We start from the raw sequence: 14,791 nt of genomic DNA, 5'->3' as shown, positions 1-14,791 counted from the left end.
GCTTTCGGCCTGTATTGTTGACAGAACCGCATGTCGATGTTGATTTTCTGCGCAGTCGTCAGGCCTTCCCTCATTCGTATGGACTATGCCGCTCCTATCCGTTGACGGTCACAGATTGGAATACGCTCGCTTCGGTACCATGAGCCCGGGGCGACCGACACTTGTGTTTCTGCACCACGGCCTCGGATGTGTCGCCTTGTGGCGTGATTTTCCGCAACGCTTGTCGCAGGCGACCGAATGTCCTGCCTTTGTCTACAGCCGACTCGGATACGGAACCTCGGATCCCGCTCCGAAACCTTGGCGGCGTCAAATCAACTACATACAGGACGATGCGCTCAGCACGTTCCCGAAGGTTCTGGACGCGGCATCGATCGACGACATGGTACTGATCGGACATTCGGACGGCGCGTCAATGGCTTTGGTCTATGCGGCATCGGGGGCGACGGGGGTGCGGGGGGTCATCGTTGAGGCAGCCCACATGAATGCGGAGCCGGCAACGTTGAACGCCATTGCCGAGGCACGCGACGCCTTCGAAAAGCAGGACCTGCGCGAGAAGCTCCAGCGCCATCACGGTGAGAATGTCGACGGCGCCTTCTATGGCTGGAACGAATCCTGGCTGCAGGCGGGATACGAAAACTGGAACATCGAAGAACATGTGCCCAAAGTGAGGTGTCCCATCCTGGCCATCCGCGGCCGCCACGACGTCTACGGGACGGGAGCCCAGTTGGAGCGCCTTTGCGCCCTAGCGCGTTGCCCGCTTACGGCACTCAGTCCCGATTGCGGTCACGACCCGCATATTGAGTTGGCGGACGAGATGCTGTCCGTCATGGCCGCTTTCATAGTTGATCTGACCTAACGTCGCGGTCCCGTTCTCGACATCGGAAAGAGCGAATGGTGGTTTCATGACAAAAGATTCGCGTTACGACATTCTTTTCGAGCCGGTAAGAATCGGTCCGGTCACAACGCGCAACCGCTTCTATCAAGTGCCCCACTGCAATGGCATGGGCCATCGCGACCCGTCCGGTATGGCGGCAATGCGGGGCGTCAAAGCGGAGGGCGGCTGGGGAGTCGTGTGCACGGAAGAAACGGAAATTCACCACAGTGCCGACCTGACACCCTATATCGAACTGCGCATTTGGGACGACCGCGATATTCCGATGCTGTCGAGAATGGTCGATGCGGTTCACGCCCATGGCGCGTTGGCGGGTATCGAATTGGTCCACAATGGGATGCACGTCCCCAATTCATTCACAAGAGAAGTCCCTCTGGGGCCCGCCCATCGGCCGATCGAAACGTCGAACCACGAACCGGTGCAGGCCCGCGCCATGGACCGGCAAGATATCGCCAACTTTCGCCGCTGGCACCGCAACGCGGCCTTGCGCGCGCGAAAGGCGGGGTTCGATATCGTTTACGCCTATGCCGGGCACAACATGACCACGACCCAGCATTTTCTTTCACGGCGCCACAATGACCGCACCGACGAATATGGCGGGAACCTGGAAAACCGCGCCCGCCTGTTCCGCGAAATCATCGAGGACACGAAGGACACCATCGGCGATACCTGCGCCGTCGCGGTCCGCATGTCGGTGGACGAAATGCTCGGTTCCGAGGGCATAACCAAAGAAGAATCGCTTGAAGTGATCGCGATGCTGGCCGAATTGCCCGATCTTTGGGATATCGTCATGAGCGGCTGGTCAAACGACTCTCAAACATCACGATTTTCGCCGGAAGGCTTCCAGGAGCCCTTCGTTGCGGGCATCAAGTCACTGACCACAAAACCGGTTGTCGGTGTCGGTAGATTCACCTCTCCCGACGCCATGGTTTCTCAGATCAGGCGCGGTATCCTCGATTTGATCGGCGCCGCGCGCCCATCGATCGCGGATCCTTTTTTACCGCGCAAGATCGAAGAAGGCCGGATCGACGAGATCCGCGAATGCATTGGTTGCAACATATGCGTGTCCGGCGACAACACGATGTCGCCGATCCGCTGCACACAAAACCCGACGATGGGTGAAGAGTGGCGGCGCGGCTGGCATCCCGAACGCATCCGTGCCAAGGAATCGGACACCAAAGTCTTGGTGATCGGTACCGGGCCGTCCGGACTCGAATGCGCTCGCGCCCTCGGCCTTCGTGGCTACGAGGTGGCCCTCGCGGAGGCATCTACCGAGCCCGGCGGTCGTGTCGCGAAGGAGTGCGGGCTTCCCGGCCTGGCGGCGTGGGGGCGGGTGCGCGATTACCGTGTCCAGGCACTCCATCGCCTGCCGAATGTGGAGGTCTTTTACGATAGTGCCCTCGACGCCGGTCACGTGCTTGAATTCGGCTTTGACCATGTCGTCGTGGCGACCGGCGCTACATGGCGCGCGGACGGCATCGCCCGGTTCCATATGCAACCGATTGAGATCGCGGACGATGCCATCGTCCTTGCACCCGACGATCTCTTCTCCGGTCAACGCCCCGAGGGACATGTCGTTGTCTATGACGATGACCACTACTACATGGGTGGGGTGCTGGCGGAGTTGCTGGTTTCGGAAGGAAACACCGTAACTCTGATCACGCCGGCGGCGGATGTTTCAAATTGGACCCACAACACGCTGGAACAAGCGCGGATTCAGACACGCCTGCTGGAGCTTGGCGTTGAAATCGTCGCCCTGCGTGCCGTAACCGCGGTCCGCCGCGACCGAGTCGAGAGCGCCTGCGTCTACACCGGGCGAAAAAGAGAATCCACGTCTGACTGCTGTGTTCTGGTAACCGCACGCCTGCCCGAAAATCAACTCTATCTCGATCTTCAGTCGCGTCGCGAGGAATGGGCCGACGCGGGGATACGTTCGGTGCAGACGATCGGCGACGCCGCCGCGCCGGCGACAATCGCCCATGCCGTCTATGCCGGACACCGCTACGCGCAGGAGTTGGATGGGCCCGAGCTGGGCGACGCCCCGCCCTTCAAGCGTGAGCTGCCAAGGCCTGTCGAGCTTGCTTGACCCCGTCCAAAGCCGATCCACCCGCGACGGAAGCGAACAGCGTATGAGACGACGCGATCGGCTCGCGAAAAACTTGCAGACCCGAAAACGGTCGACCGACCGCGTATTCAACGGTCACAAAGGGACCAACTTGGCGTAGGTTTATCATGAACGTTGCACATGTCGGCCAAATCACCCCAGCCCATTCGGCGGATCGTCAATGAGCCAAGAGCAATCTACTACGGCAAACAAACGTCGAAGGCGCCGTCCGCGGCGCGGACCCAAGACTCGTGCGGCGTCTTCGGTCGCCGCACCGCCGTATATCACGCGGAAAATTCCCTTTTTCGAGCTGCTCAGCGAAGACGGCCTCGCCGCGATCGAAGACAATGCGGATATCTTGTTGCAAGAGATCGGAATCGAGTTCCGCAACGATCCTGAGACCTTACGCCTTTGGCGCGAGGCGGGCGCCGACGTGAAGGAGGAGCGCGTCCGCTTCGATCGCGGCATGGTTCGCGACATCGTCCAGCGCACCACGCCCTCGACTTTTACCCAGCATGCGCGCAATCCCGCGCGCTCGGTTTCCTACGGTGCCGATACCGTCGTCTTCTCCCCTGCCTACGGCTCACCGTTCGTGCGTGATCTCGACAAGGGGCGACGCTACGGCACGCTCGAGGATTTCGAGAATTTTATCAAGCTCGCCTACATGTCGCGGTGGCTGCACCATTCCGGCGGCACGATTTGCGAACCGGTTGACGTCCCCGTCAACAAGCGGCACCTCGATATGGTCTATGCCCACATGCGGTTGTCGGACAAACCGTTCATGGGCTCCGTGACCCAGCCTGAGAGAGCGGAGGATTCGATCGATATGTGCCGGGTCCTGTTCGGCGCCGATTTCGTCGACAAGAATTGCGTGATCCTTAGCAACATCAATGTCAACTCGCCCCTCGTCTACGACATCGCCATGAGCGGCTCCCTGCGTGCTTATGCCGCCGCCAACCAGGCCACTGTCGTCGTGCCCTTCATCCTCGGCGGTGCAATGGGGCCGGTCACCACCGCCGGGGCGCTGGCACAGGCGCATGCCGAGGCCATGGTCGGGGTTGCGCTGACCCAATTGGTCCGGCCCGGGGCGCCGGCCATCTATGGAAATTTCCTAAGCTCCATGTCGCTGCGTTCCGGCGCCCCGACCTTTGGCATGCCGGAGCCGGCGCTGGCGTACCTTGCCGTCGGCCAATTGGCGCGGCGCCTGGGTGTCCCGTTGCGTTGCGGGGGCGCGTTGACCAGCGCCAAGACGGCCGACGCCCAAGCCGCCCAGGAAAGTGCCGATTCGCTGATGCCTGCCCTTCTCTCCGGCGCCAGTTTCATCCTTCACGCCGCCGGTTGGCTGGAGGGCGCCCTGGTAATGAGCTATGAAAAATTCATGCTCGACGCCGATCATCTCGGCATGATGCATGTTTTCCTCCAGGGACTCAGCTTGGACGACAATGCCTTCGCCCTCGACGCCTTCCGCGAGGTCGGCCCCGGCAAGCATTTCCTCGGTTGTGCCCACACGATGGCGAATTATACCGACGCCTTCTATGATTCCGATTTGGCCGACAACAACTCGTGGGAGCAGTGGCGGGATGCCGGCGAGAAAGATGCCGAAACCCGCGCCAACGCGCGATGGAAGGAAATGCTCGCCGCCTACGAGCCGCCATCGATCGACCCAGGAGTCGACGAGGCGCTTGTGTCTTTCATCACCAAGAAAAAAGAAGCCATGCCCGACGCGTGGTATTGACTACACGGGCCGCATAGACGTCCGTTGCCAGACGCAAACCGATTGACGGATCGATAGGATGCCAGCGAACGACCCACTCCTGCAGCCATTCCAACTTAAGCATTTGACCCTGAAGAACCGGGTCATGAGCACCAGCCACGAACCGGCCTATTCCGAAGATGGCATGCCTGCGGAACGCTATCGTCTCTACCACGAGGAAAAGGCGAAGGGCGGCATCGCGCTGACCATGATCGGCGGGTCTTCGATCGTGACGCCGGACAGCCCAGCGGCCTTCGGCAATTTGCACATCTACAAGGACGAGATCGTGCCCTGGTTTGGTGCGCTTTCCGAGGCGGTCCACGCCCATGGCTGTGCCGTCATGTGCCAAATCACCCATCTCGGCCGGCGTACCAGTTGGAATACCGACGATTGGCTGCCGGTGATCTCCGCCTCGCCAATCCGCGAGCCCGCGCACCGCGCCTTTCCGAAGGAAGCCGAGGAATTCGATATCCGCCGGATCGTGAGCGCCTATGGCGAAGCGGCAAGGCGCTGCAGGGACGGTGGACTCGACGGTGTCGAGATCGAGGCCTATGGCCATTTCGCCGACAGTTTCTGGTCGCCGGCGACCAACCGGCGTCAAGACGGCTATGGCGGCAGCCTCGACAACCGGATGCGCGTCATCGTCGGAATCCTCGAGACCATAAGGGAAAAGGTCGGACCGGATTTCATCGTCGGTATTCGCATGGTGCTCGACGAGAATTGGGACCAGGGATTGTCCCGCGATGAGGGAACTGAAATCGCGCGCCGGTTGGTCGGAGCCGACCTCGTCGACTTTATCAGCGTTATCCGCGGCCATATCGAAACCGATGAGGCGCTGTCCCACGTCATACCGGGTATGGGCACCCCGGCGGCGCCGCACTTGGAATTCGCCGGCGAGATCAAGGCCGAACTCGGCGTCCCGGTTTTTCACGCCGCGCGAATCAACGACATCGCGACGGCGCGCCATGCGATCGCGTCGGGTTACCTCGACATGGTCGGCATGACGCGGGCGCATATGGCCGACCCGCACATCGTCGCCAAGATCGAGCGTGGCGAGGAGGATCGAATTCGCCCCTGCGTCGGCGCCGGCTATTGCATCGACCGCATCTACGAGAGTGGCGAGGCTCTGTGCATTCACAATCCGGCGACCGGCCGCGAACGCGACATCCCGCAGGTCGTCTCACGCAGCGCCAATCCGAGCTTGAAAGTCGTCGTCGTTGGCGCCGGCCCGGCCGGGCTCGAGGCGGCGCGCGTGTCCGCCGAAAGGGGTCACAAGGTCGTGCTTTTCGAGGCCCAGGACGAGGCCGGGGGGCAGGTTCGTTTGGCGGCGGGCTTAAGGCGTCGACGCGAGATCATGGGGATTATCGACTGGCGCCTTCATGAACTCGAGCATCATGATGTCGCGATGCGCTTCAACGCGCTCGCGGAGGCCGATGACGTACAGGCCGAAGACCCTGATATCGTCATTATTGCCACCGGCGGTCTGCCGAATTCGTCGTTTCTCGCCCGTGGTGAGGACCTCGTCACGACGACATGGGATATTCTCAATCGCGACGTCAGGCCAGCGGACGACGTGTTGCTGTTCGACGATAACGGCGCTCATCCGGGGATGAGCTGCGCAGAACTGATCGCGGAATCCGGGGCCGCGCTAGAGATCGTCTCGCCGGAACGCGTCATCGCACCGGACGTTGGCGGCATAAACTATCCAGCGTATTTTCGCGCCTTCGCGAAGCACCAAGTCAGAATCACGCTCAACGAACGGCTGATCGGTGTACGCCGAGAGGGCAACAAATTCGTCGCGGAGCTCTTCAACGAATACGCCAAGACGATGTCCAAGCGCCACGTCGATCAAATTGTCGTCGAACACGGTTCGCTGCCGGTCGACGAGCTCTACTTCGACCTTGTCGGGGGCTCCGTGAACGGGGGTGAAATCGACATCGATGCCCTAATCGCCTGCAAGCCTCAGCAACTTACGGCCAACCCAACCGGCAAATTTAGGCTGTATCGCATCGGTGACGCCGTGGCGAGCCGTAATATCCACGCCGCGATATACGACGCCATACGTCTCTGCCATGTTTTCTGAGCAGGGGCAGATTCAGTTCGTTTTGGGTCGAAACCTGCGGAAGAAATCGAGAAGGATTGCTGCCGAGATGTCCGCGTCCTCCGCCGTCATCGTCTCATCGGAATGGTGACTAATTCCGCCGTTCCCACAGCGAACAAACAGCATGGATATGTCGGCGATATCGGCAATTGCCATCGCATCGTGACCAGCGCCACTCATGAGGTCCCGCGGCACGATACCGGCGCGAGCCACGGACTCGCGCAACATGTTCATAAGCCAAGCCGCACAATTGGCGCTGCGCTCCTCGTGGGATGTCTCGACTTCGACGGTGACGCCGCGCCGGTCGGCGATCGCGTCGATCGACTTCATGACATCGCCAACCGCCGCCTCCCGCTCTCGATCTTCGCCGGCACGAATGTCGATAGTAAACTCGGCCGCACCCGGAATTACGTTTGTGGCACCGTCGGGGACGAAGAGCTGCCCAGCGGTGCCAACGAGGCCATCGATACCCTGGCATCTTTTCTCTATCTCCAACACCATCTCCGACGCCGCCGTCGCCGCGTCACGGCGCAGCATCATCGGAACCGTGCCGGCATGGCCGGCCTGGCCACGGACGCGAACGACGAAGCGATTGGCCCCGGCGATCGAAGTCACGATACCAACCGGCAACCCTTCCTGCTCCAATACCGGGCCCTGTTCGATGTGGACCTCGACATAGGCGAGTACGTCTTCCGGGCGGTGCGCGGCATCAGCGATCCGGGCTGGGTCGAGGCCGAAGGCGGTCAAAGCCTCGGCCATCGTCATCCCATCGCTGTCCTTCTTGTTGAGGGTCTCGGGGGCGAGTGTTCCGGCAATGGCACGGCTGCCAAGTAACGTCGATTGAAAGCGGACCCCTTCCTCGTCGGCGAAGCCGATGACCTCGATCGCATGGGGCAGGCGCTCGCCGGCCTCGTGCATAATCTTCACGCACGATATCGGCAGCACGACGCCGAGCATGCCATCATAGCTTCCCGCATTGCGAACCGCGTCGTAATGGGAACCGGTCACGACGGCAGGGAGGCCCGGTGTCATCCCCTCATATCGCCCGACGACATTGCCGACGGCGTCGAAGTCGGCGGACATCCCCGCCTCCTTCATCCATCCAATCAGGAGCTCGCCGGCAGCCTTTTCCTCCACGCTCAGATAAACCCGCGTCAACCCTTCCGCCGATTCCGAGTGGCCGGCCAGTTGATGCAACCGGTCCATGATCTCCGCGCCCAATCGACCGTCGGTCGCAATTGTTCCAGATTCGGTTTCGGTCACGGTGCGCTCCGTATAAGGGACAAGGGGCAAGGATGACCCTGATCAAATATTGGATACATGATTATAGTAATTTTGTATACAAATTCCAATGCGTCGTCGGTGTTTGGAATCAAGCACACCACCGCGGATCCCGGTAGGTGGCTCCCGCGCACCATCCGCCGTCGAACCCTTTCTCGAACGGTCTCTTAGTGCCCTGGCCGCCTAAAACTCTTCCGCGCGCGTTCAACTTTGGCTCTGATCACGCAGTCCTCAACATGATCGTTGATCAACCCCATTGCTTCCATGAAGGCAAAAACCGTAGTCGGTCCGACAAATTTCCAGCCTTGCTTCTTGAGATCCTTCGACAGGACAAGCGATTCCGCTGAGGTCGACACAGTCTGCGGTTTTGCCAGCAACTCGATGTCAGGTTCGTAACGCCATATGAACGCTGCGAGCGAGCCTTCCTGTTTGACAAGTTCGTGGGCTCGTCGTGCATTGTTGATGACCGCCTCGATCTTGCCACGATGGCGGACGATGCCTTTGTCCTTGAGCAGACGATCGACGTCGCGCTGAGTAAAGCGCGCTACCCTATCGAAATCGAATTCATGAAACGCTGCGCGAAAGTTCTCGCGCTTGGCGAGGATGGTGCGCCAGCTCAATCCGGATTGAAAACTCTCCAGGCTCAATTTCTCAAATAAGCGATGATCATCACTGACTGGGAAACCCCATTCGGTATCGTGATAGTCGAGAAAATCCGGCGCGGCACCGCACCAGCGGCAACGCAATTTCCCATCTGGGCCTGATATCGTCGCGCTCATATGCCGACATTCCCACGTTTATTGCCCCTCGGTTATCCGATTTCATTCCAGAAACCTTTAGGGATGAAAATTGCTCAATCGAGCAAAAAATTCAGCCGTGCATCGGCTTTTGACGGGGCGATTTCCAAGATTTCAGCTTTCACCACCTTTTCAGCCACAAACGGATCACGATCCACTCTGCTTTGCAGATCCGACAGTGATGAATTGTGTGCCACAATCCCACCGCCCAAATTGGGCTGCAGACTACCGACCAACAAGAACACGCCGTCATCGAAACCGCGCTTGATCCATTCTTTGTGGCCTTCCAGGAACTGGCCGACTTTACCTTTGTTGTCCGAAAACTTGAGCAGTACGAAATACATCGGATTTGTTCTCCTGTAGTGGAAAATCTTGGCAGTTATGCCGGATGGAAATCGCCAACCACCGAATCGGCGAGGCGGTTGCGCCGCGGCTCTCACCTCAGCGGAAAGTGCTCAGTCTTGCGGGACCGCCACCAGGGCAAGAAAATCGCCCATTTTGACATGGCCTGGAAAATGCCGTCCGGCGAGAAGACCATCGATGCCGGCTCGATACTCGACCGGTTCAACGCCCGTTCGCGTCACATCAAAAACACGCCCGATGACATCGCCCTTGCTAACCATCGCGCCGAGGTCGACGCACATCTCCAACAGGCCGCTGCTGTGGCTGATTACGTAGCAGCTGTCATCCGGCATATCGAGATTGACCGTTTCGCTGCGCTCCGGTTCCCCTGACAAGATCCCCACGTGCTTGAGAACGTTCCGAATGCCGCGTTTGGCGATCTCGACAGTATGTGCGCTTGCCGTACCGCCACCGCCGAGTTCGGTCGAAAGAAACACCTTGCCCATTTCCTCGGCTGCGGTGTCGTACATGCCGATCACATCGAGTTCGATCAGCTTCAGACTATAGGGTGCATTGAATGCATCCATCGCCGCCTGGCACCGCGCCTGCTGCCCGGCGTCATCCAACGCGTGAATCGCCGCGTAGGGTATGAATTCCAGGGTGCGCCCACCGGAGTGAATATCGAGGACGATATTGGCGCCGGGCAATAGGAACCGCTGAAAATAGTCGGCGATCCGCTCGGTCACGGTCCCGTCCGGCCGTCCCGGGAAGGACCGATTCAGATTTCCGTTGTCGATCGGTGACGTTCTTCGTCCGGCGCAGAATGCCGGGTGATTCATGCCCGGCACGATGATCACGCGACCGGTGATTTCGTCGGCGCGAAGTCCATTTGCAAGATCGAAGAGCGCGATCGGGCCCTCGAATTCGTCGCCATGATTGGCTCCCGTCAAGAGTGCCGTTGGCCCCTCCCCGTTTCGCACGACGGTGATCGGAATCATGATCGCGCCCCAGGCGGAATCATCCCGCGAATAGGGCAATCTCAGGAACCCGTGTTGAACACCGTCACGGTCAAAATCGACTGTCGGCTTGATCGGCGACGGTTTCATATCGATCAATCCTTCACGAAGAGATGGCGCGGAACGTCGGCCAGGAGCTCGTTTCCCGCCGCCGTGATTGCGATACTCTCGGTGATTTCGAGGCCCCAATCGTCGAACCACAAGGCGGGAATAAAATGAAAGGTCATGCCCTCCTCGATCACTGTCTTGTCTCCAGGTCGCAGACTCATCGTACGCTCGCCCCAGTCCGGCGGATAGCTAAGGCCAATCGAGTAACCGCAACGACTTTCTTTTTCGATGCCGTGGCTGGCGATGACCCGGCGCCACGCGGCCTCGACCTCTTCACACGTGTTGCCCGGCCGTGCCGCTTCGAGCGCCGCTTCGATACCCTCGAGTTGTGCCCGTTCCGCGTCCCGGACCTTTTGCGGCGGCGTGCCGAGATAGATCGTCCGGGACAACGGACAATGATAGCGTCTGTAACAGCCACTGATCTCAAAGAAAGTCCCCGCACCCGATTCCATCGGCCGATCGTCCCAGGTCAAGTGCGGCGCCGAAGCATCACGGCCCGTCGGCAACATGGGAACGATGGCGGGATAATCTCCGCCGGCGCCCTGAACACCACGAATGCCGGCGCGATAGATTTCTGCGACCAATTCGTTCTTACGCATTCCCGGCTCGACGAGTTCGAGAATGCGTTGATGCATGGCGCTGACGATGCGACCGGCGGTGCGCATATAGTCTAATTCCCGGGGCGACTTGATCGCCCGCTGCCAATTGACCAGCGCCGTCGCGTCTCTCAGCACGGCATCCGGAAGGCCCCGTTGCAAAGCGACAAAGGCGGCGGCGCTGAAGTAATAGTTCTCCATCTCGACGCCAATTGTCGCCTTGCTCCAGCCCCGGTCGCCAATAATCGTGCTAAGCAGGTCCATGGGGTGACGCTCGGTCGATTGAACGTAGTTGTCCGGATACCCGATGATATTGCTGTGGGCCATGAAGACCGTACGCTTGGCGCCGTTTGCGTCCTGGCCCCGGCCATACCAAACCGGCTCGTCCTCGAGCGCGAGCAGGACGCACTGGTGAACATAGAACGACCACCCGTCATAGCCGGTAAGCCATGCCATGTTGGAGGGATCGGTCACGATCAATAGGTCGATATCGCGCGCCGCCATCGCCGACCGTGTTTTGGCGATTCGCTCGTCATATTCGCTGCGTTCGAAATTGAGTGTCATGTCGGCCATATCGATCCCCGCTCAAGAACTAAATAGCGTGCCGAGCTCAGCCGCGGAGGCACGGGCAAGGGCAAATGTCGCGATCGCGGTATCCTGAACACCGGTCCCGGTCAAATCGCAAATCGTGATTTCCGCGTCCGAGGATCGCCCCCCAACCTGTCCCGCGATGACCTGTCCGAGCTCTGGAAAAGCTTCATCCGCGGCCACGACACCAGCCTCGATCGCATGATGGACCTCGCCAACAACACGGCTTTGACCAAGGCGATCGCAGACGAATAGATCGGCCCGCGAGACGGCGGCCGGATCGAGTTCGTTCTTATGTTCCGCATCCGAGCCCATCGTGGTGATATGTTGGCCAGGCAACAGCCAATCGGCCTCGATCAACGGCACGGTCGATGGAGTCGTCGTGACCACGATGTCATGGCCTTCAATCACCTCTCGTGGCGTAGCGCGGGGCGTCACGGCAATATCCAGCGACGACTCTAATTCAGCGGCGAAATTTGATGCTTTCTCGAAATCGCGTGCCCAGACGCTAACGGCTTCGATTTCGCGCACAAGGGTAAGCGCCCGCAGTTGAAGGCCCGCCTGCACTCCGGCCCCGACGATGCCGACGCTTCGGCAATCGGATCGGGCGAGCCATTTGGCGGCGACCGCACCCGCCGCCGCGGTCCTGATATCGGTCAAATAGCCATTGTCCAAGAGCACCGCCTCGACCAAGCCCGTTTTGGCGCTGAGCGCGACCATGAGGCCGTTTACACTTGGCAGCCCGAGCTTTGGATTATCGAAGAACCCGGGACTGATCTTGACGGCAAAGCTATCCAGACCTGGTACATAGGCCGTCTTGACATCGATCTCACCATTGTGATCCGCAATATTCATACTGAGTATCGGCGGCATTGCGATGTCCTCGGTGGCCAGCGCGCGAAAGCAGTCCTCGACGCATTGCACCGTTTCGAGGTCGAGTACGACACATTGGCGAAGTTCGGATTCGGTCAGAATATTGATGTCCGGCATTGCTCCAATTCCTAGCTCGACGGCGTATCGGCGACCGGGGTCCGCGGCCCGGCGGCGATGATTTCGGCGTGCCCGGCCATATCGATGTTGCAACCGCTAACGACGACGGCAGTCGGCCCGTGGATCTCGACCCGCCCCGCCAGCAACGCGCCCAAGCCGACCGCCCCACCGCCCTCGATGACCTGTTGCTCGCTCCAATAGGCATGGCGTATGCCGGCCGCGATATCATGCTCGGAAATCAAAACGATGTCGTCGACCAGATCGCGGACCATCTTGAATGTGTAACGATTGTCGGCGCCGACACCGCCACCGAGAGAATCGGCAAGCGTCGGCAGCTCTTCGACTTCGACCGGCTTGCCGGCGCGCTGGCTTTCATACATCGCGGCGCCCTTTTCCATCGTGACTCCGATCACCCTGACGTCCGGATTGGCCGCTTTCGTTGCTAGGGCGATGCCGCTGATCAGTCCGCCACCCGATAGCGGGACGATGATAGTTGCGACCTCGGCCAGGTCCTCGACGATTTCAAGGCCCAGCGTTCCCTGACCGGCGATGACGTCGCGATGATCGAACGGCGGTACCATGGTCATGCCCTGCTCGCTGATCAGCCGATCGACCTCGCGCTGCGCGTCGTCCTGAGAATCACCGACGATCCGTACCTCGGCACCAAGCGCCTCGATTCCGTCAATCTTGTTACGCGGCACGAGGCTGGACATACAGATAATACAATGAAGATTCGCTTGCTTTGCTGCGTAGGCCAACCCGCGCCCATGGTTGCCGGTCGATACGCCGACGATTCCCCGGCGTCGTTGTTCCTCCGTCAACCGACTAACGGCATTCGTGGCGCCGCGCAGTTTGAAGCTGCCGGTGATCTGCTGATGCTCGAGCTTGAGGTAGACCGGAGCGCCGCACAACGCGCTGAGCGAAGCCGATAAAACCAACGGCGTGCGTCGCAAGCGACCGGCGAGAGCCGTCCGCGCAAGATAGATATCATCCAAGGTAACTTTGTCGTTCATTCGATACGTTCATCGTGGGATCAGGACCATATTGGGGCCACCGCTTGCGTAGGCGAATTTGGTCCGGTTGTCGAGACAGAGCGGCGCGCGTTCCTTAGACGGACGTGACAGGTCCACCGAGGAGCGACGCATCGCGGGGTCGACCTCGGTTTCGTGTCCGCCTATACAATGCTCATCCATTGGCGGGATTTCTGGACGAAAGGCATTCATCGTGACCGACGTCATCGAACTCATCATCGCACCCCGGGAACGCGATATCGGCGATCTCGTCGTCCGACGCGTACTTCCGTCCGCCAAGCGGCAGATGGTCGGGCCATTCATATTCTTCGACCACTATGGACCGGTCGACTTCGAGGCGGGCACGGGGATCGATGTACGGCCACACCCGCACATCGGACTCGCCACCGTAACCTACCTGTTCGAAGGCGCGATGACGCATCGTGACAGCTTGGGCGTGGTACAGGAAATACACCCCGGCGACGTAAACTGGATGACTGCGGGGCGCGGCATTGCCCATTCTGAGCGTACCGGCCCGGCAGAAAGGAGTTCGGGACAATGCATGCATGGAATCCAGTCATGGGTTGCGTTGCCCCGGCAAGCCGAAGATGCCGAACCGGAATTCCACCATCACCCGGCGGATTCTTTGCCGTCGATCGAGCGCGACGATGTTCGTATGCGCCTAATCGCCGGCACGGCCTTCGGCGAAACCTCACCGGTGGAAACCCCTATGGACACGTTTTACCTCGACGTGGACATGCCAGCGATAAGCGCACTGACAATCCCCGAAGAGCACGCCGAGCGAGCAATATATGTCGTTGACGGGGCCATATCGATCGGAGACCACAGAATGGCCAGCACCCAATTGGCGGTCCTATCTCCGGGCCTGGAAGTCACTGTCCATGCCGAGATTCCATCCAAATTGATGCTTCTCGGCGGTGCGCAGATCGATGGCAAGCGCTTGATATGGTGGAATTTTGTCGCCAGCTCCCAGCAACGCATCGACCGGGCCAAGGAAGATTGGGCCAATAACCGCTTTCCGAAAATTCACGGCGAGTCCGATTTCATCCCGCTGCCGAAAGGATAGTCGGAGTTTGCTTGCGGCGCGGCGACCGAAAATCGCTTGCCCAAGCGGCCGCCGGTGCTCTATTGCGGCTGGTCTTACTGACGCTAAACGGGACGATCTTGATTTGCCCCCGCGTTCCATTCGGCA

General features: G+C 59.9%; 12 protein-coding genes. 5 read left to right on the top strand and 7 right to left on the bottom strand.

Features of this window, described 5'->3' with window-relative positions; genetic code table 11:
- The first annotated feature begins 196 nt into the window (after positions 1-196).
- The 4 genes from GY791_07430 (at position 197) to GY791_07415 (ending at position 6,832) form a co-directional block, all read left to right on the top strand.
- Positions 197-856, top strand: coding sequence for an alpha/beta hydrolase (locus GY791_07430; GenBank protein MCP4328251.1), 660 nt, complete (start codon positions 197-199; stop codon positions 854-856).
- A 46-nt stretch (positions 857-902) separates the two neighbouring features.
- Positions 903-2,978: an NADH:flavin oxidoreductase gene (locus GY791_07425; protein MCP4328250.1), complete on the top strand. Its 2,076-nt coding sequence runs from the start codon at positions 903-905 to the stop codon at positions 2,976-2,978.
- Between the two features lie 199 nt (positions 2,979-3,177).
- Positions 3,178-4,731, top strand: coding sequence for a trimethylamine methyltransferase family protein (locus tag GY791_07420; protein ID MCP4328249.1), 1,554 nt, complete (start codon positions 3,178-3,180; stop codon positions 4,729-4,731).
- Between the two features lie 58 nt (positions 4,732-4,789).
- Positions 4,790-6,832 (top strand): FAD-dependent oxidoreductase, encoded by a 2,043-nt coding sequence (locus tag GY791_07415; GenBank protein ID MCP4328248.1) that lies wholly within the window; start codon positions 4,790-4,792, stop codon positions 6,830-6,832.
- A gap of 12 nt (positions 6,833-6,844) precedes the next feature.
- On the opposite strand, the gene GY791_07410 is transcribed toward GY791_07415, so the two are convergent.
- The 7 genes from GY791_07410 to eutB form a co-directional block, all read right to left on the bottom strand.
- Positions 6,845-8,056: an allantoate amidohydrolase gene (locus tag GY791_07410; protein ID MCP4328247.1), complete on the bottom strand. Its 1,212-nt coding sequence runs from the start codon at positions 8,054-8,056 to the stop codon at positions 6,845-6,847.
- A gap of 242 nt (positions 8,057-8,298) precedes the next feature.
- Positions 8,299-8,910 (bottom strand): DNA-3-methyladenine glycosylase I, encoded by a 612-nt coding sequence (locus GY791_07405; GenBank protein MCP4328246.1) that lies wholly within the window; start codon positions 8,908-8,910, stop codon positions 8,299-8,301.
- Between the two features lie 74 nt (positions 8,911-8,984).
- On the bottom strand, positions 8,985-9,272 hold the full coding sequence (locus tag GY791_07400) for a hypothetical protein (protein MCP4328245.1): 288 nt from the start codon (positions 9,270-9,272) through the stop codon (positions 8,985-8,987).
- A 111-nt stretch (positions 9,273-9,383) separates the two neighbouring features.
- Positions 9,384-10,376 (bottom strand): N-alpha-acetyl diaminobutyric acid deacetylase DoeB, encoded by a 993-nt coding sequence (gene doeB / locus GY791_07395; GenBank protein MCP4328244.1) that lies wholly within the window; start codon positions 10,374-10,376, stop codon positions 9,384-9,386.
- A 5-nt stretch (positions 10,377-10,381) separates the two neighbouring features.
- Positions 10,382-11,563 (bottom strand): ectoine hydrolase DoeA, encoded by a 1,182-nt coding sequence (gene doeA, locus GY791_07390; GenBank protein ID MCP4328243.1) that lies wholly within the window; start codon positions 11,561-11,563, stop codon positions 10,382-10,384.
- A 12-nt stretch (positions 11,564-11,575) separates the two neighbouring features.
- A complete protein-coding gene (locus GY791_07385; protein MCP4328242.1) occupies positions 11,576-12,568 on the bottom strand; it encodes a cyclodeaminase in 993 nt (330 codons plus the stop codon).
- An 11-nt stretch (positions 12,569-12,579) separates the two neighbouring features.
- Positions 12,580-13,581, bottom strand: coding sequence for a hydroxyectoine utilization dehydratase EutB (gene eutB, locus GY791_07380; GenBank protein ID MCP4328241.1), 1,002 nt, complete (start codon positions 13,579-13,581; stop codon positions 12,580-12,582).
- 211 nt (positions 13,582-13,792) lie between these two features.
- On the opposite strand from eutB, the gene GY791_07375 reads away from it, so the two are divergent.
- A complete protein-coding gene (locus tag GY791_07375) occupies positions 13,793-14,665 on the top strand; it encodes a pirin family protein (protein MCP4328240.1) in 873 nt (290 codons plus the stop codon).
- Positions 14,666-14,791 lie beyond the last annotated feature (126 nt).

The sequence above is a fragment of the Alphaproteobacteria bacterium genome (assembly GCA_024244705.1).
In the GTDB taxonomy this organism is placed as follows: domain Bacteria; phylum Pseudomonadota; class Alphaproteobacteria; order JAAEOK01; family JAAEOK01; genus JAAEOK01.
The sequence above is the reverse complement of the archived record's forward strand: the minus strand, read 5'-3'. Positions and strand labels throughout refer to the sequence as shown.

What these genes read in the sequence shown, in the direction of transcription:
- eutB (MCP4328241.1), bottom strand. Translation starts at nt 13,581, where the DNA reads ATGAACGACAAAGTTACCTTGGATGATATCTATCTTGCGCGGACGGCT.
- GY791_07420 (MCP4328249.1), top strand. Translation starts at nt 3,178, where the DNA reads ATGAGCCAAGAGCAATCTACTACGGCAAACAAACGTCGAAGGCGCCGT.
- doeA (MCP4328243.1), bottom strand. Translation starts at nt 11,563, where the DNA reads ATGGCCGACATGACACTCAATTTCGAACGCAGCGAATATGACGAGCGA.
- GY791_07415 (MCP4328248.1), top strand. Translation starts at nt 4,790, where the DNA reads ATGCCAGCGAACGACCCACTCCTGCAGCCATTCCAACTTAAGCATTTG.
- GY791_07410 (MCP4328247.1), bottom strand. Translation starts at nt 8,056, where the DNA reads ATGGACCGGTTGCATCAACTGGCCGGCCACTCGGAATCGGCGGAAGGG.
- GY791_07400 (MCP4328245.1), bottom strand. Translation starts at nt 9,272, where the DNA reads ATGTATTTCGTACTGCTCAAGTTTTCGGACAACAAAGGTAAAGTCGGC.
- GY791_07385 (MCP4328242.1), bottom strand. Translation starts at nt 12,568, where the DNA reads ATGCCGGACATCAATATTCTGACCGAATCCGAACTTCGCCAATGTGTC.
- doeB (MCP4328244.1), bottom strand. Translation starts at nt 10,376, where the DNA reads ATGAAACCGTCGCCGATCAAGCCGACAGTCGATTTTGACCGTGACGGT.
- GY791_07425 (MCP4328250.1), top strand. Translation starts at nt 903, where the DNA reads ATGACAAAAGATTCGCGTTACGACATTCTTTTCGAGCCGGTAAGAATC.
- GY791_07405 (MCP4328246.1), bottom strand. Translation starts at nt 8,910, where the DNA reads ATGAGCGCGACGATATCAGGCCCAGATGGGAAATTGCGTTGCCGCTGG.